This is a genomic window from Streptomyces sp. NPDC001700 (genome assembly GCF_053596435.1).
Genome location: NZ_JBSFGE010000006.1, coordinates 69,337 through 84,515, shown reverse-complemented (window position 1 = coordinate 84,515; position 15,179 = coordinate 69,337). Strand labels below are relative to the sequence as shown.

At 70.6% G+C, this 15,179-nt stretch carries 16 protein-coding genes; 9 read left to right on the top strand and 7 right to left on the bottom strand.

The window, feature by feature from the left end:
- Nucleotides 1-30: 30 nt before the first annotated feature.
- Nucleotides 31-765: an SDR family NAD(P)-dependent oxidoreductase gene (locus ACWC5C_RS13915; protein ID WP_450875632.1), complete on the bottom strand. Its 735-nt coding sequence runs from the start codon at nucleotides 763-765 to the stop codon at nucleotides 31-33.
- Between the two features lie 144 nt (nucleotides 766-909).
- On the opposite strand from ACWC5C_RS13915, the gene ACWC5C_RS13910 reads away from it, so the two are divergent.
- Nucleotides 910-1,521 carry a TetR/AcrR family transcriptional regulator gene (locus ACWC5C_RS13910; protein ID WP_450875631.1) on the top strand — a complete coding sequence of 204 codons (612 nt, stop codon included), beginning with the start codon at nucleotides 910-912 and terminating at the stop codon, nucleotides 1,519-1,521.
- 288 nt (nucleotides 1,522-1,809) lie between these two features.
- Here the strand turns inward: ACWC5C_RS13910 and ACWC5C_RS13905 are convergent, their stop codons facing one another.
- Entirely contained in the window at nucleotides 1,810-2,721 is a 912-nt protein-coding gene (locus tag ACWC5C_RS13905; RefSeq protein ID WP_450875630.1) for a LysR family transcriptional regulator, read from the bottom strand.
- A gap of 407 nt (nucleotides 2,722-3,128) precedes the next feature.
- Here ACWC5C_RS13905 and ACWC5C_RS13900 point away from each other — a divergent pair, with 407 nt between their 5' ends.
- Both ACWC5C_RS13900 and ACWC5C_RS13895 read left to right on the top strand, forming a co-directional pair.
- Nucleotides 3,129-4,064, top strand: coding sequence for an SDR family oxidoreductase (locus tag ACWC5C_RS13900; RefSeq protein ID WP_450875629.1), 936 nt, complete (start codon nucleotides 3,129-3,131; stop codon nucleotides 4,062-4,064).
- A gap of 78 nt (nucleotides 4,065-4,142) precedes the next feature.
- Entirely contained in the window at nucleotides 4,143-4,802 is a 660-nt protein-coding gene (locus ACWC5C_RS13895) for an NADPH-dependent F420 reductase (protein WP_450875868.1), read from the top strand.
- A 97-nt stretch (nucleotides 4,803-4,899) separates the two neighbouring features.
- Here the strand turns inward: ACWC5C_RS13895 and ACWC5C_RS13890 are convergent, their stop codons facing one another.
- Nucleotides 4,900-5,058, bottom strand: coding sequence for a hypothetical protein (locus tag ACWC5C_RS13890; protein ID WP_450875628.1), 159 nt, complete (start codon nucleotides 5,056-5,058; stop codon nucleotides 4,900-4,902).
- A gap of 42 nt (nucleotides 5,059-5,100) precedes the next feature.
- Nucleotides 5,101-5,862, bottom strand: a complete 762-nt coding sequence (locus ACWC5C_RS13885; protein WP_450875627.1) for a GNAT family N-acetyltransferase — start codon at nucleotides 5,860-5,862, stop codon at nucleotides 5,101-5,103.
- Between the two features lie 2 nt (nucleotides 5,863-5,864).
- Between ACWC5C_RS13885 and ACWC5C_RS13880 the strand changes: the two genes are divergently transcribed.
- On the top strand, nucleotides 5,865-6,887 hold the full coding sequence (locus ACWC5C_RS13880) for a glutathione S-transferase family protein (protein ID WP_450875626.1): 1,023 nt from the start codon (nucleotides 5,865-5,867) through the stop codon (nucleotides 6,885-6,887).
- A gap of 4 nt (nucleotides 6,888-6,891) precedes the next feature.
- On the opposite strand, the gene ACWC5C_RS13875 is transcribed toward ACWC5C_RS13880, so the two are convergent.
- The gene (locus ACWC5C_RS13875; RefSeq protein ID WP_450875625.1) at nucleotides 6,892-8,223 is read right to left on the bottom strand and encodes an FAD-dependent oxidoreductase; all 1,332 of its coding nucleotides are present in this window, start codon (nucleotides 8,221-8,223) and stop codon (nucleotides 6,892-6,894) included.
- A 158-nt stretch (nucleotides 8,224-8,381) separates the two neighbouring features.
- On the opposite strand from ACWC5C_RS13875, the gene ACWC5C_RS13870 reads away from it, so the two are divergent.
- Both ACWC5C_RS13870 and ACWC5C_RS13865 read left to right on the top strand, forming a co-directional pair.
- On the top strand, nucleotides 8,382-9,185 hold the full coding sequence (locus ACWC5C_RS13870; protein ID WP_450875624.1) for an SDR family NAD(P)-dependent oxidoreductase: 804 nt from the start codon (nucleotides 8,382-8,384) through the stop codon (nucleotides 9,183-9,185).
- Nucleotides 9,186-9,352: 167 nt separating this feature from the next.
- Nucleotides 9,353-10,654, top strand: a complete 1,302-nt coding sequence (locus tag ACWC5C_RS13865; RefSeq protein WP_450875623.1) for an MFS transporter — start codon at nucleotides 9,353-9,355, stop codon at nucleotides 10,652-10,654.
- Between the two features lie 28 nt (nucleotides 10,655-10,682).
- Here the strand turns inward: ACWC5C_RS13865 and ACWC5C_RS13860 are convergent, their stop codons facing one another.
- Both ACWC5C_RS13860 and ACWC5C_RS13855 read right to left on the bottom strand, forming a co-directional pair.
- Complete coding sequence (locus ACWC5C_RS13860; protein ID WP_450875622.1) at nucleotides 10,683-11,441, bottom strand: SDR family oxidoreductase; 759 nt, start codon at nucleotides 11,439-11,441, stop codon at nucleotides 10,683-10,685.
- 40 nt (nucleotides 11,442-11,481) lie between these two features.
- Nucleotides 11,482-12,522, bottom strand: coding sequence for an NAD(P)-dependent alcohol dehydrogenase (locus ACWC5C_RS13855; RefSeq protein WP_450875867.1), 1,041 nt, complete (start codon nucleotides 12,520-12,522; stop codon nucleotides 11,482-11,484).
- Between the two features lie 187 nt (nucleotides 12,523-12,709).
- Here ACWC5C_RS13855 and ACWC5C_RS13850 point away from each other — a divergent pair, with 187 nt between their 5' ends.
- From ACWC5C_RS13850 to ACWC5C_RS13840, 3 genes are all read left to right on the top strand, one after another.
- Complete coding sequence (locus tag ACWC5C_RS13850) at nucleotides 12,710-13,885, top strand: acyl-CoA dehydrogenase family protein (RefSeq protein WP_450875621.1); 1,176 nt, start codon at nucleotides 12,710-12,712, stop codon at nucleotides 13,883-13,885.
- 95 nt (nucleotides 13,886-13,980) lie between these two features.
- Nucleotides 13,981-14,769 carry an enoyl-CoA hydratase/isomerase family protein gene (locus tag ACWC5C_RS13845; protein ID WP_450875620.1) on the top strand — a complete coding sequence of 263 codons (789 nt, stop codon included), beginning with the start codon at nucleotides 13,981-13,983 and terminating at the stop codon, nucleotides 14,767-14,769.
- A gap of 5 nt (nucleotides 14,770-14,774) precedes the next feature.
- On the top strand, nucleotides 14,775-15,155 hold the full coding sequence (locus ACWC5C_RS13840; protein WP_450875619.1) for a Zn-ribbon domain-containing OB-fold protein: 381 nt from the start codon (nucleotides 14,775-14,777) through the stop codon (nucleotides 15,153-15,155).
- The last annotated feature ends 24 nt before the right edge of the window (nucleotides 15,156-15,179 follow it).

Genomic DNA, 15,179 nt, shown 5'->3' with positions numbered 1-15,179 from the left:
GATGTCCTGCCCTGGTCGTGGTTGTTCGGTTTAGATGGCAGTGGTGCCGCCGTCGGCGACGAGTTCCATGCCGTTGACGTAGCTGGAGTCGTCGGAGGCGAGGAAGAGGGCGGCGGTGGCGATTTCGTCGGGGCGGCCCATCTGGCCGCGGGGAATGAGGGACTCGAACTGGCGCTTGGTGGCCTCGTCGAAGAGTTCTTCCTGCTTGGCGGTGGCGACCTGGCCGGGAGTCAGGACGTTGACGCGGATGCGGCGGTCCTTGAGCTCGTTGAGCCAGACGCGGGCCCAGGCCTGCTGGACGGCCTTGCTGCCGGCGTAGACGCTCCAGCCGGGGAAGGCGCCGAGGGAGGCGTTGGAGCCGGTCATGAGGATGGAGCCGCCGTCGTTGAAGAGCGGGAGGGCCTTCTGGACGGTGAACAGGGTGCCGCGGGCGTTGAGGTGGAACGCGGCGTCGAAGTGGGCCTCGGTGATCTCGCCGAGCGGGGCGGGCTCGCCCCCTCCGGCGCTGGCCCACAGCACGTCGAGGCTTCCCTTCTCCCGCTTGACGGTGTCGTACAGGCGGTCCAGGTCATCCAGGTCGGCGGCGTCGCCTTGGACGCCGGTGACGTTGCGGCCGATCTGCTTCACGGCCTCGTCCAGAGCATCCCGGCGGCGGCCGGTGATGAAGACGTGCGCGCCCTCGTCGACGAACAGCTTCGCGCCGGCCAGCGCCATGCCGGTGGTGCCGCCGGTGATGACCGCGACCTTGCCGTCGAGCTTTCCCATAGTCGTTCCCTTGAGTCGGTGGTGCCGTGTGTACCTGGGGCGACGACATTATGTACACCGCCCTGTGTGCTTACGGTAATGGGCGGGTGGCCGGGACACAAGCTATGTACACCGGTCGTTACCTGGTTGCGGTACGATGGGGCCATGACGGAGTTGGAGAAGGGCCCCACGGGCCGCCGCCGCGGCCGGGGCGCCCGCGAGCGCATCATCAGCGCGTCCCAGCAGCTGTTCCGCGAGCAGGGCATCAACCGCACCGGCATGGACCAGCTTTGCGCGGCGGCCCAGGTGTCCAAGCGCACGGCCTACCAGCACTTCACCGGCAAGGACGAACTCGTCGCCGAGTACCTGCGCCGGTTCGACCCCTCCGTTCTGTCCGGCGTGTTCGGCCGCACCGACCTCACGCCCCGCGAACGGCTCCTCGCCGCCTTCGAGATCCCCCCCACCACCCCCCTGTGCCCCTACATCGCCGCCGCTGTCGAACTCCACGACCCCCAGCACCCGGCATCCCAGTACGCGCGCGAGTACAAGGAAGCCGTCGCCGCGCGGCTCGCCGACACCGCCCGCGAAGCCGGCGCCGCCGACCCTGAACAGCTCGGCGAGCAGCTCGCGCTGCTCATCGACGGTGCCGCGGCCCGCACCCGGGTCCTCAACGCCGACGCCTTCCCGACCGCCGCCGCCATCGCCGCCGTCCTCATCGACAACGCCATCCCCGCCACGGCCAGCGATGACCGACGACGGGAGGAAGCGTCGAGTTAACGCGGTATATCGCGGCTGGGCTGGACGTGCTGCCGGTCACGCGGCTGCACCGGCTGGTACGCGATACCAGCCGCGCGGCACCTGGCATTGCAGGCTTTTACGGAACTGGCCGCCCCGCCTGCCTATTGAAGGCCGCAGCAAGAGCCGCCGGGGAGAATGGCGACCCTCGAAGGTGCGCAAGAACTCGTACCAGCCGGCTCCCGACGCTACGAACGGCAGACCGTCGGTGAACGGCTCCGCTCCGACGACGGGGCGATCAGCCGTGATGAACGGGGTCAGTCGAACTGCTCAAGCGTGCCTTGTGGCGGCATCGCCTCCAAGCTGCCACATCTCATAGTTCCCGCATTCTGCCGTGATCTCGGCCGTCGACTGAGCCGCGGTGACGAAGTCATCCACGACCAGCGAGGTGTGCGCTGCCGCCACCGCGAGGCACACCTGTTCGGGCGCCAGATCCGGGATGGGCACATAGGCGACGTCTGGATGCGAGTAGAACACAGACGCCGAACGGGCCAGGAAGGAGATGCCCCGTCCGGCCGCGACATGCTCGAGTGTCTCGTCCACCCCGCGCACCGGGTAACCGGCGTTGCGGAGCGGGCGTTTGGCGGGCTGCGTGCTCGGGTCACCGTGCCAGACCAGTGGTTCACCGGCCAGGTCGGCCTCAGTGACCTGCTCCTTGCTGGCAAACCGGTGTCCGGCGGGCAGTACCGCTACCCGCGGCTCGGTGTACAGCGGGGTGACGCGCAGGCCGGCCTCGTCGATGGGCAGCCGCACATAGCCGACGTCGATGCGGCCGTCGAGCAGCATCGCGGCCTGGTTGTCCCCTTCGATCCGCTGCACGTCCACGACCACGTCCGGGTGCCGGTCCTCGAACGCACGGGCCGCCGGGGTGACGGCGATACCGGCCCGGAAGCCGACCATCAGCCGCCGCTTGCCGCTGGCGGCCGCGGACACCCGGCGGCGGACCGCGTGGGTTGAGGCGAGCAGCGGACCGGCGTCGGCCAGCAGTTGCCGGCCCGCGTCTGTCAGCTCTACTCCGTGGCGATCCCTGGTGAACAGCGAGGCGCCGAGATCCTGCTCAAGTGCGCGGATCTGGCGGCTGAGCACCGGCTGCGCGATATGAAGCTCTTCGGCGGCGCGGCCGAAATGCAGCCGGTCGGCCACGGTGACGAAGTAACGCAGTTTGCGCAGATCCAGATCCATGGCACCTCTCGGCCCGGTGATGCCTTCAGGGTATCACCACAGCTTCAAGAGGTCTTGGACTCCCACTCAGACCCGATGGCAGCCTGAAACAGGCGCTTAAGGGCGCCGAAGTGAATTCGACCCAAGAATTCGATACTGGAAGTTGCCCGCAGGGCCAAAGCCCGGAAAGCAGGAACATCGATGAGCGGTATCAGCATTATCGGACTGGGGAATATGGCCCGGGCACTGGAGAACGTCGGTCTGCTGGAGTTGGGCCTCATGAACCACTCCGTCAAGCACACCAATTTCTCCCTCGGCATCACCCTTCTCGGCTGAGTGCACCCCCTACCACTACCTCTCGTGCCGCATTACGCCAGTTCACTCACGGCACGAAAAGACCCTGCACCTACTCTCGCAAGGACAGTTAGATGCGCGTTTTCGTCACTGGGGGGACCGGCCATTCCGGTTCGCACATCATCCCCGAGCTCATCGCCGCCGGGCACGAGGTCACCGGCCTGGCCCGGTCGGACGCGGCCGCGGCGGCCGTGTCCGCGCTCGGCGCGAAGGTGCGTCGTGGCGACCTACAGGATCTCGACGGGCTCAAGGAGGCAGCCGCGGACTCCGACGGCGTCATCCACGTCGCCCACAGGCAGGATCTGCTTCCCTCCGGCGGGCTCGACGCCGTGGCCACCGCGGAGCTCCCGATCATGCTCGCGTACGGCGAGGCACTCGCGGGAACCGGAAAGCCGCTGGTCACGGCGGGAAGCATGGGCTCGCCCGGGAACCTGGGCCGGCCGGTCACCGAGGAGGACCCGGCCCTCCCCGCCGGCGATGAGCACAAGGGCACCTTGCGGGTCCGCAACATCGTGGAAAGGGCCGTTGTGGACCTCGCCGGGCAGGGGGTGCGGTCTTCGGTCGTGCGGATCGCCAACATCGCGCACAGCACGGCCGATCGTGCCGGCTTCCTCCCCACGCTGATCGCGCTCGCGAAGGAAAAGGGGTTCGTCGGCTACCCCGGGGACGGCGCGAACCTGTGGAACGCCGTGCACATCCGCGATGCCGCCACCTTGTTCCGCCTGGCGCTGGAGAAGGGGCCGGCCGGCACATACTGGCACGCGGTCGAGGACGGGGGCATCCCGTTCCGCGACATCGCCGAGGCCATCGCCAGCCGCCTGGGCCTGCCCGCCGTGAGCGTTCCCAACGATGCCCTGATGACGCCGGGGTACTTCGGGTTCCTCACGAATATCGTCACGCAGAGCTACCCGGCGTCCAACCTCATCACCCGCCGGACCCTCGGCTGGGAACCCGCCCGGCCCGGCCTGCTCGCCGATATGGACAACGGCCATTACTTCCCCGCCAGCTGACGGCAGGAACCCGGATCGTAACGACCCCGGCAATCAGCAAGTTCGGCTCTTCTGAAGGACGTTGAGATTATGACGACTGTGGGATTCATCGGAAGCGGAAGCATCGGCAGGACCCTCGCGCGACTCGCTGTCGGGGCCGGGCACCAGGTGGTGCTGAGCAACTCGCGCGGTCCCGAAACGCTCGTGGACACGGCCGAGGAACTGGGGCCGCGGGCGTCCGCGGCGACGAGCGAAGAGGCCGCGGCGGCCGGTGACATTGTCCTGGTCACGGTGCCGGTCAGCGCCTTCCCCTATGTGCCCGCCGCGCCGCTGGCCGGGAAGACGGTCATCGACACCTGCAACTACGGCCCCGAGCGTGACGGGCACATCCCCGAGCTCGACAGCAAGTCCCTCACCTCGAGCGAGCTGCTTCTGCGGTACGTCCCGGACGCCCTGCTCGTAAAGGCGTTCAACAACATCTTCTTCAAGCACCTGCTGTCACTCGCACGCCCGGCTGGGGTGGCCGACCGCTCCTACCTGCCGATCGCCGGTGACTCCGCACCGGCGAAGGCGGCGGTGACCGAATTCATCGACTCCATCGGCTACAGCGTGGTGGACGCGGGAACGCTGGCCGACAGCTGGCGGCAGGCGACGGGCACGCCGGTGTGGGGAACACCGTACGGGCCGTACTCGAACGAGAAGGGCCAGCCGGTCGGCGAGGACGCCATCCGCGCGGCACTGGCCACCGCAACGCGGTAACCGTCAATCATCGCGGACCATGATGTGGTCCGGCGGTGCCATGCCCCCGCCCGGTGGATACCGGGCGGGGGCACAGGTCAGGTTCCACGGCGCCGGGTCAGATCGCGGACTGTTCCCTGGGCGGCCACTTGCCCGCGCGGGCTCGCTCCTCGCCTTTCCAGAACAGCCGCCACTCGTACGCCACGCCCACGCCCTGCACGGTTTCGTCCCGCTGTCGGCGCACCAGCCCTGGGTGGCCCTCTGGGCGGAGGGCCATGGCGACGCCTGGCGCGGGACGCCGCAGTGGCCGCACCCCTGCTCAGCGGCTGAAGGAGTGCAGCCGGTCGACCTCGGTGAAACCGGCCCGGTCGTACAGGGCGTTGGCGGCGGTACGGTCGCGCTCGGCGTCTCCGGGCGGGGCGTCGTCGTCGACGTAAAGGATCGCCTCGTGGGCTCCGAGCCGGGTGAGCAGGTCCAGGGCCCGGCCGAGCAGGGCCAGGCCCAGGCCGCGGCCCCGGGCGGAGGGGACGACGGCGATCCACCACAGCACCCCGACACCGGCCACCGGGTGGCCGACCGTGGCCTCCGCGACCCGCTCGCCGCGCTCAACGGCCTCTACGCTCATGCCCCGTGGATGGTCGGATTCGTGGAGGGTGATGTGGTCGGCACCACGCGGCAGACCGTCGACCGGCAGCGCAGCGCGCAGGTACCGCCACAGGTCGCGGCCGGTGAATCCGGCCTTCCGCAGTGCCCGGTGGGTTGCCGGGCGGTGGCGGGCCGGAAGGCCCTCCAGACCGAGGGTGAGCGCGGAGGCGAACTCGAAGGCGTACACGGTCCGCGTGCCGAGCCGGTCGAGCGCGTGAGCGATCAGCCCCTCGGCGAGCAGCGGGTCCTCGCGGCAGTACAGCCACAGCAGGAACCCGGCGCCGTCGCCCGGTCGGACGCGCCGCCAGCTCGGCCCACCAGTCGCCGTCCACGGGGGAGCGGCTCGCCAGCGCTTCGGCGAGCATCGCGGCGGTGCGAGCCACGTCGCATGACTCCCCGGATGGGGGCAGGGTAGGCGGTGAGCCGAGCCGTACACACATGCTTCAGGAGGTGGCCGAGTTGAGCACCGCTGGCCAGAAGGAATTCGCCCGGTCCGGGCCGCACTTCTCCGACCGGATCACGGCCGACGGCCGGGACGGCTGGCCCGTCGAGGCCGGGCGCTACCGGCTGGTCGTCAGCCGGGCCTGCCCCTGGGCCAGCCGGGCGCTGGTCTCGCGGCGGCTGCTCGGTCTGGAACCGGCCCTTTCGCTGGCGATCGCGGACCCCATCCAGGACGAGCGGAGCTGGCGCTTCACGCTGGACGCGGGGGAGCGGGACCCGGTACTGGACATCGCGTACCTCAGCGAGGCGTACGACGCCCGCGAGAGCGAGTACCCGGGCGGGGTGAGCGTCCCCGCGATCGTCGACATCCCCAGCGGGAAGCTGGTCACCAACGACTACCAGAGCCTCACCCTCGACCTCGCCACCCAGTGGACCGCCCTGCACCGGAAGGGGGCGCCCGACCTCTACCCGGAGCGGCACCGCGAGGAGATCGACGAGGTGATGGAGGTGGTCTACCGCGATGTGAACAACGGCGTCTACCGGGCCGGTTTCGCCCAGCACCAGCACACGTACGACGATGCCTTCCGGCGGCTCTTCGACCGGCTGGACTGGCTGTCGGAGCGGCTGGCCACGCGGCGCTATCTGGTCGGGGACACCATCACCGAGGCCGACATCCGGCTGTTCACCACGCTGGTCCGCTTCGACGCCGTCTATCACGGCCACTTCAAGTGCAATCGGAACAAGCTGAGCGAGGACCGGGTGCTGTGGGGGTACGTACGCGACCTCTTCCAGACGCCCGGATTCGGCGACACGGTGGACTTCGACCACATCAAGCGCCACTACTACCAGGTGCACACCGACCTCAACCCGCGCCGTATCGTCCCCCTCGGCCCCGACCTCTCCGGCTGGTCGGCCCCGCACGGACGCGAGGAACTGGGCGGGCGCCCCTTCGGCGACGGCACCCCTCCCGGCCCGGTGCCACCTGAGGAAACGGTCCCGGAGGCCGGACGCGCCAGCTGACGTATCAGGGGCGGCGGGCAGCGGTGTCCGCCGCCGTCAGCCCGAAGACGAGGGCGGACGCGATACCGCCCGCGTAGGCGCGGTGCCACAGGCCGCCGGTGTCCGAACCGGCGGCGAGAAGCCCCGGCAGCGGCTCCCCGTTCGCCGCGAGGACCCGGGCCCGGTCGTCGATGCGCACGCCGTGGAACGGGAAGGTGATGGCCGGTACCGTCTCGATGACGTAGTACGGCGGCTCGTCCAGCGGCAGCGGGTCCAGCTCCCGGCCGGGGGCCGTGGCGAGCCCCGCCGAGGCGCGCTCGTTGAACCGCTTCACACCGTCGCGGATGGCGTCGCCCCGGTAACCCCACTCCTCGGGCAGACAGGCCAGCTCGTCGAGGTCTTCGGCCAGCCCCGCGCGGCCGCCCCGCTTGCTGGCCAGCGCGAACTTGTCGACGGCGACCGCGCCGTCCACGTACGAGCCGGTGATCCAGTCGCGGAAGACCCGGGCGTCGGCGACCAGCAGGCCCCGGCTCTCCGGCTGGTCCAAGAGCGCCATCGCGGTGAGGTGGTCGCCCAGCGTCTCGTCCGTGAACCGCTCGTCGCGCAGGTTGAACAGCAGCGCGTGCTCGCTGTAGTACAGCGACAGATCGACGAAGTCCACCGGGTCGGCGAAGGGGACGCCGCTCGGGATGAGGTGGCCGTAGAACCCGGCGTCCACCTGGCCGGTGGCCGCGCCCACGCCGGTGGCCAGGCGGTAACCACCACCCCGGCTGTGGGGATTGGAGCGCAGCTCCATGCGGTCGGCGTGGGGGTGCACATGAGCCGTGCGGAGCGCGGGGTCGCCCTGGAACCCTCCGGTCGCGAGGAGCGTGGCGCGGGCGCCGATCTCCCTGACCGTGCCGTCGGATGACCTCAGCCGGGCTCCCACGACGGCGCCGTGGTCGGTCAGCAGGTGTTCGGTGTGGGTGGTGAGCAGGACCCGGCCACCGCCGTCGAGGATGAGCCGACGGCAGGTGTCGAGGTAGTGGTTGGTGTCGAATTGGTGTCCGCGGCCGAAGCTCAGGATGCGCTGTGCGTCCTTGACCTCCACCCCGGTGGAGCGGATCCATGACACGCCCTCGTCGAACCGGTCCACGAGGGCGCGCTTCAGCGCGCGGTCCCCTCGTGGATTGTGCTGCTCCATGACCTCGTGGCTCGGAGCGGTCCAGGCGTAACCGGCGAAACGCGCGGAGCCGCCGACATCCTCGCCCGTCTCCACGACCACCACGGACAGACCATCGCGCGCGGCGCGGGCACCGGCGGTCAGGCCTGCCATGCCCGCCCCGATGATGAGCAGATCGACGACTTCCGTGTCCACGCGAATCTCCTCTGCCCGGCTCCGGTGTCCGCAGGTCCGCATCTCAGTAGAACCGAATCCAATTCACATCTCAATACCACTGCCCGGGTCTTGTTGGTTCCGTGGCCGACGCGATAGGAGAGGTGAAGTCAGTTCAATGCCGGTAGCGGGAGGTCGTCATGACAGATGAAGGAGCGCACACGGGCCGGTTCGCGGGCAAGGTCGCCCTGGTGACGGGCGCGGGCTCGGGCATGGGAGCGGCGGTCGCCCGGCGGCTGGCCGTCGAAGGGGCCCGGGCCGTGGTCCTGGCCGACGTCGACGGCGCGAGCGCGGCGGCCGTCGCGCGGGACGTGCCGGGCGGCCGGGCGATCAGCGTCGACGTGGCGGACGCCGCGGCGGTCGACGGCGCCGTGGACGACGCGACGCGGCGGCACGGCGGGCTCGACCTCGTGGTGCACGCCGCCGGGGTCGACGATCCGCAGGCCAAGCAGCGGATCGCGGACGCCCTGGTGGAGGGCCGCGTACCCGAGGTGACCGACGCGCTCGACGACGCGGCCTGGCGGCGCGTCATGCGGATCAACCTCGACGGCACCTTCCATGTGCTGCGCGCCTCGGTACGGGCCATGCGCCCGGCGAAGGCGGGGGCGATCGTCGTGATCGGCTCGTCGTCGGCCTTCGACACCCCGGCGGGCTACCCCCACTACGCCGCGTCCAAGGCGGGGGTGCACGCCCTGTGCCAGGCCGTGGCCAAGGAGGTCATCCCCTCCGGGATCCGGGTGAACGTGGTCGCGCCGGGGCCGACCGAGACGGGCATGGCCGCGCGCACCCCGGAGGTTCTGCGCACGGGGTTCGCCGATCCGCGGGTGCGCCCGTACGCGACCCCGGAGGAGATCGCCGACATCGCCCTGTTCCTGGCGAGCGACGCCGCGGCGAACCTGATCGGCGCGGTGCTGCTCGCCAACGGCGGCCGGTTCACCGTCTGAACCCCATCTACCGAATCAAATTCAGATCACCGCGCGTAGCCTCCCGTGACGCTTCCCCGTTCATCCGAGAAATCCGTACCTAAGGCTAGCTGTACTGAGTTCAGTTCTGTAGCGTCCCGGGCGTCGGCAAGGCACGGATCCGTGCCATTCGGAAGGAGAGCCGGATCATGAGCACCACTGAGCAGCCCGCTCCGCCAGGGGCGGAGCCAACGGCCTACGATCCCCGCACGGTGCGTCGCGCGATGCTCGCCGGAAGCATCGGCACACTGATCGAATACTACGATTTCAGCGTATACGGCTATCTGGCCGTGGCCATCGCCCCGCAGTTCTTCCCGAACGAGGATCCGACGGCCTCGACGCTGGCGGCGCTCGCGGTGCTCGCCACCGGCCTCGTGGTGCGGCCGCTCGGCGGTGTCTTCTTCGGGTGGCTCGGCGACCGGTGGGGCCGCCGCAAGGCGCTGGTCTCCTCCGTGCTGTGCATGGGCGTGGCCAGCAGCATCACGGGGCTGCTGCCGACCTACAGCCAGATCGGCGTGCTCGCCGCGGTGCTGCTCTTCCTCACCCGGCTGGTGCAGGGCATCTCCTCGGGCGGCGAGTCGGTCGGCGCCTACACCTACATCTACGAGTCGGCGCCGCCCCAGCGCAGGGCGTTCCTCGGTGCCGTCACACCCATCGGCTCCAACCTCGGGTTCATGTTCGCGGCCGCCACCGCCGGGGCGATATCCGCCCTCACCACCCAGGATCAGATGTCCGACTGGGGGTGGCGGCTGCCCTTCCTGATGGCCGTACCCCTCACCCTGATCTGTCTGTGGGCCCGGCTGCGGATCGAGGACACCCCGGAATTCAAGGAGGCCGCGCGGCGCGCCGACATCCCCACCGCGCCGATCCGGGAGGTCCTGTCCACCCACCGCACCGCGCTGCTGCAGTCCATCGGCCTGGCCATGGCCCAGGGGGGCGCCATCTTCCTCGGGCTGACGTACATGGGCATCTACATGACCACGAACCTGGGCTACGACTCCACGCACGTGTTCTGGCTGACCGCGGGCGTCGTGCTCGTCACCGTGCTGCTCATGGTCCCGGCGGGCAAGCTCGCCGCCCGGTTCGGCTGCCGTCGCGTCCTGCTGTGCGGGCTGCTGGGCTTCCTGGTGACGGCCTATCCCGCGATGTCGCTCATGGGGCGGCACAGCCTGGCCGTGGCGGGGCTCGCGTACCTGCTCTTCATGCTGAGCAGCGCGTTCGTGCAGGTCCCGGCGGCCAGCCTGTGGCCGCATCTGTTCGAACGCCGGGTCCGGTACACCGGGATGGCGATCGGATACAACATCGGCACCGTCCTCGCGGGCGGCACTGCCCCCTACATCGCGGCGTGGCTGGTCCAGCGGACGGGGAACCTGCTCTCACCGGCGTTCTTCGTGATGACGGTCTGCCTGATCGGGCTGGGCGCCCTGTTCACCGTCCGCAAGGATGTGTAGGGGCGTGGGAAGCGAAAGGGGCCGCGGGTCACCCACCGTCCTCGTCCGCCGCGTGGGCGTGGCCGACATGGCCGATGGTCTGGCCGCCGTCGATGGGAAACTCCCCGCCCGTGGTGTAGGAGGCGTCGTCGCTCGCGAGGAAGAGCACCATGCGGGTGACCTCGTCGGGCTCGCCGATGCGGGCCACCGGCTGACGGGCGAACAGCGCGGGTGAGGCGCTCTCACCCATGGGCGTGCGGATGACGCCCGGATGCACGGAATTGATACGTATCCCCGTGCCCGCCATGTCGAGAGCTGCGGCCTTGGTCATCCCACGCACCCCCCACTTGCTCGCCACATAGCCGACGCCATTGGCGAACCCCATGAGTCCGGCCGCCGAGGAGACGTTCACGACCGCTCCCCGGCCACGGGCGCGCATGCCGGGCAGGACGGTGTGCATGCCGAGGAAGGCGCCCACCAGATTGACGTCCAGGATCTGGCGGAACTGCTCGGGCGACTGCTCTTCCACACCGCCGAAGTGAATGATCCCGGCGTTGTTGACCAGGACGTCCACCGGGCCGAGGGTGTCCTCGACGGTGCGGACGACGGACTCCCACCGCGCCTCGTCGGTGACATCCAGATGGCAGTACCGCGCCTGGGGGATCTCGCCCGCCAGGGCCTCTCCCTCGTCGTCCAGCAGGTCGCAGACGGCGACCCGGGCCCCTTCCGCGGCCAGTCCGCGGACATGTGCGGCGCCCATGCCCCGGGCCCCGCCGGTCACGATCGCGACCTTTCCTTCGAAGCGCATGCCGATTCCCTCTCCATGTCGATCAGTCGGTACGTATCGATCAGTCGGGCACGAGCACGGCCCGCCCCCGCACCCGGCCCCGGCGCAGCCGGTCGATGGCCTCAGGGGCGGCGGACAGCGGGAACCGCTCCGTCTCGACGTGCAGCACTCCCGAGCGTGCCAGCGCGACCACCTCGGCGAGCTGGGGGCGAGGTCCCCAGAAGGGCAGCGAGAGCCGGAAGCCGGGTGGGAGAACGCCCGGCTTGGTGACGGTCAGAGAGCCGCCTCCGCTGCCGACGACGGCGAGTTCGCCACCGGGCCGCAGGACGCCGGTGGCGAGTGCCAGGGTGTCCGTGGTGCCGACGAAGTCGAGCACGGCGTCCGCCCCCGCGCCCCCGCCACGCGTCCTCAGCACCCGGGCGGTGTCCGCGCGCAGCAGGGTGCCGAAGTCCGCGCCGGAGCGCTCCGCGAGGGCCAGGGCCTCTTCCCGGACGTCGACCGCCAGCACGCGGCACGCCGTGGTCGCGCGGAGGATCTGCACCGCCAGGTGGCCGAGCCCGCCGATGCCGATGACGACGGCGGTGGCGCCCTCCCCGAGCGCGTGCCGGAGCCCGGCCACCGCGTGGTACGAGGTCAGACCGGCGTCGGAGAGCGGGGCCGCCTGCTCGGCCGTGAGGCCGTCGGCCGACACCAGCTGGCGGGCGGACGGGACGATCACGTACTCGGCCATCCCGCCGTCCCGGCCCAGGCCCGCGCCGTGCCAGGGGAGTGTGTCGCGCCGGTCGCAGTAGTTGTCCCAGCCCGCGGCGCAACGGCCGCAGGCGCCGCAGCCCCACGGTCCGTAGAGCACCACGGGCTCGTCCACCCGCACTCCGTCGGCGTCGGGCCCCAGGGCGGCCACCCGCCCGGCGACCTCGTGGCCGAGCGTGAACGGCAGCCGGTAGGGGAGCACCCCCGGCGCCGCGTCGATGACGTGCAGATCGGAGTGGCACAGCCCGGTGGCTTCCACCCGCACCAGGACCTGTGCGCCGTGGGGGACGGGCCGCTCGACATCGGCCGGTGCCGGGGGCTCGCCCCACACCGTCAGCCGCACTGCCCTCATCATCACCGTCCCAGGTCGTGGCGGGCCGCGGCCGCCACGGTAACAGAGGTGAAGTGAGTTCAGTAGATGGTCAGGGAAAGGGCCGGGGCGTACGGAGGTCTTGCCCGGTCGGGATTCCATGCTTACGGTCGTGAATTGAGTTCAATTTTAGCCCTGAATCCCGTCGTACGAGCACGATGGAGCCCCCATGCACCCTCGCCACCCCGAGATCGCCCCCCGGCTGCTGTCCGAAACGGACGAACAGCGGCAGCTGCGCACCGTCCTGCGGGACCTCTTCGCCGAGGCGTGCGGCCCCGAAGACCTCCGTAAACACCTGGCCGCACCGCGCGGATACGACGAAGCGCTCTGGGCGCGGCTCGCGGGCGAGATCGGGGTCCACGGGCTGGCCGTTCCGGAGGAGTACGGCGGGGCGGGCTTCACCTTCGCCGAGCTGGCGGTCGCCCTGGAGGAAGCCGGGCGGGCCCTGGCCTGCGCGCCGCTGCTGCCCACGGTGGTCCTGGCCGCGCACGCCCTGCTGTACGCCGGTGACCGCACGGCGTGCGAGCGCTATCTGCCCCGCATCGCCGACGGCACGCTCACCGCGACCGTGGCCGGGTTCGGCGACGGGCTCGGTGAAGGGCTCGGGGGAGGGTCCGGCGACGACGGGCCCGGGGTCACCGCCGAGCCGGGGAGCGCCGGATGGGTGCTGCGCGGGCGGGCGGACTTCGTACTCGACGGGGCCGGGGCGGACCTGGTCCTGGTGCGGGCCGGAACCCCCGGCGGGCCCCGGCTGTTCGCCTGCGAGCCAGACCCCGGCACCTGCCGCAGGACACCGCGCCGCGTCCTGGACGGGACGCGGCGCCAGGCGCTGCTGGAGTTCCGGGGCGCGCCCGCCACCCCCGTGGGCACGGCCGAGGGCGCCGGGGCCACCGTATCGGCGACGCTGGATACCGGGCGGGCCGCGCTGGCGGCCGAACAGGTCGGCGGCAGCGGGCACGCCCTGGACGCCACGGTCGAATTCGTCGCCCAGCGCCATCAGTTCGGGCGTCCCATCGGGTCCTTCCAGGCCGTCAAGCACCGGCTGGCCGATGTGCTGGTCGCCCTGGAGGCGGCGCGCTCGGCGTCCGCGTACGCGACGGCCTGCGTCGCCGTCGCCCCGCCGCAGCTGCCGGTGGCCGCCTGTGCCGCCGCCGTGGTCTGCTCCGAAGCCTTCCGGCTGGCCACGGCCGAGTACGTCCAGCTGCACGGCGGTATCGGCTTCACCTGGGAGCACCCGGCCCATCTGTATGTGCGCCGCGCCCGCGCCGGTGAGGTGCTGTTCGGCACGGCGGACCGGCATCGGACCCGGCTCGCCGGACTCGCGCTTGAACCATGTTCGGTTTGACCGTCGCGTCAGCTGTCTCGATCAAGGGGGTTGACAGCGGAGCCCCCGCCTTACAGAGTTGTAGTGAATTCAGTTCAGTTTAGAGGGGTGAGGATATGACAGTGGAAGACGAGATCCAGTTCGAGCGCGACGGCCACATCGCCCGGGTGTGGCTCAACCGCCCCTGGAAGAAGAACTGCGTCACCGTGCCGATCCTGGACCGGCTCGACGAGATCATCACCGAGGTCGACGAGGACCCCGAGCTGCGGGTCCTGGTGGTCCGTGGCCGTGGCGGCACCTTCTGCTCGGGCTTCGACCTCGACAGCCTGAAGGCCGAGTACGTCGGCAAGTCGAACGCGATCGACGTGGCGGTGAAGTCCGCGAAGGTGTGCGACCGCCTCTACTCGATGAAGACCCCCTCGGTCGCGGTCTTGGAGGGCCACGTCACCGCCGGTGGCTTCGAGATCATGATCTCCTGCGACTTCGCCATCTCCTCCGATGACGCCAAGATCGGCGACTTCCACATCCGCCGCGCGCTGTTCGGCGGGGCCGGACCGATCTACCGGGTGCCGCGCATGATCGGCATCCGCAAGACTAAGGAGCTGATGCTCACCGGCAAGCTCCTCTCCGGCGTCGAGGCCGCCGAGTTCGGGCTCATCAACCAGTCCGCACCGGCCGACGAGCTGGACGCGACGGTCGAGGAATTCATCGGGAACCTCACCGACAAGAGCCCCTTCACCATGTGGCTCACCAAGATGACGATCGACCGCAGCCTGGACGCCGACACCCAGTCGCTGATGGTGATGGAGCACCTCGCCGTGGGCGTGGCGCTCAACTCCGACGACGCGAACGAGGGCGTGTCGGCGTTCCTGGAGAAGCGTGAACCCAAGTGGCAGGGGCGCTGAACCTGATGGCCGCGGAACCGCGGAGTCCGGGCGCCGGGCTCCAGGGCTCGCGCTGCTCCGGCTGCGCGGTGACCGCCTACCCCGCACAGGGCGCGTGCCCGCGCTGCGGAGGGGCCGCCGAGCCGGTGGCCCTCCAGGGCACGGGCACGCTGTGGACCTGGACGGTGCAGCGGTACGCCCCCAAGTCGCCGCCCTACCAGCCCCCGCCCGGTGGCTTCGTGCCGTTCGCGCTGGGCTACGTCGAGCTGCCGGAGGGCGTGCGGGTGGCCGCCGTCCTCGACGTGGACGACCTGGCGGACGTACGCATCGGCATGCCCCTGACCGTGACCGCGGGCCCCGGCGTCCCCCGGGCCAGGCCCACCATGCGCGGCGAGGAGACCCCATGAGAGAGGCGGCCATGAGCGAGGAGG

What these genes read in the sequence shown, in the direction of transcription:
- ACWC5C_RS13860 (WP_450875622.1), bottom strand. Translation starts at nt 11,441, where the DNA reads ATGCGCTTCGAAGGAAAGGTCGCGATCGTGACCGGCGGGGCCCGGGGC.
- ACWC5C_RS13850 (WP_450875621.1), top strand. Translation starts at nt 12,710, where the DNA reads ATGCACCCTCGCCACCCCGAGATCGCCCCCCGGCTGCTGTCCGAAACG.
- ACWC5C_RS13870 (WP_450875624.1), top strand. Translation starts at nt 8,382, where the DNA reads ATGACAGATGAAGGAGCGCACACGGGCCGGTTCGCGGGCAAGGTCGCC.
- ACWC5C_RS13840 (WP_450875619.1), top strand. Translation starts at nt 14,775, where the DNA reads ATGGCCGCGGAACCGCGGAGTCCGGGCGCCGGGCTCCAGGGCTCGCGC.
- ACWC5C_RS13845 (WP_450875620.1), top strand. Translation starts at nt 13,981, where the DNA reads ATGACAGTGGAAGACGAGATCCAGTTCGAGCGCGACGGCCACATCGCC.
- ACWC5C_RS13905 (WP_450875630.1), bottom strand. Translation starts at nt 2,721, where the DNA reads ATGGATCTGGATCTGCGCAAACTGCGTTACTTCGTCACCGTGGCCGAC.
- ACWC5C_RS13900 (WP_450875629.1), top strand. Translation starts at nt 3,129, where the DNA reads ATGCGCGTTTTCGTCACTGGGGGGACCGGCCATTCCGGTTCGCACATC.
- ACWC5C_RS13910 (WP_450875631.1), top strand. Translation starts at nt 910, where the DNA reads ATGACGGAGTTGGAGAAGGGCCCCACGGGCCGCCGCCGCGGCCGGGGC.
- ACWC5C_RS13915 (WP_450875632.1), bottom strand. Translation starts at nt 765, where the DNA reads ATGGGAAAGCTCGACGGCAAGGTCGCGGTCATCACCGGCGGCACCACC.
- ACWC5C_RS13890 (WP_450875628.1), bottom strand. Translation starts at nt 5,058, where the DNA reads ATGGCCCTCCGCCCAGAGGGCCACCCAGGGCTGGTGCGCCGACAGCGG.
- ACWC5C_RS13855 (WP_450875867.1), bottom strand. Translation starts at nt 12,522, where the DNA reads ATGAGGGCAGTGCGGCTGACGGTGTGGGGCGAGCCCCCGGCACCGGCC.
- ACWC5C_RS13865 (WP_450875623.1), top strand. Translation starts at nt 9,353, where the DNA reads ATGAGCACCACTGAGCAGCCCGCTCCGCCAGGGGCGGAGCCAACGGCC.
- ACWC5C_RS13880 (WP_450875626.1), top strand. Translation starts at nt 5,865, where the DNA reads ATGCTTCAGGAGGTGGCCGAGTTGAGCACCGCTGGCCAGAAGGAATTC.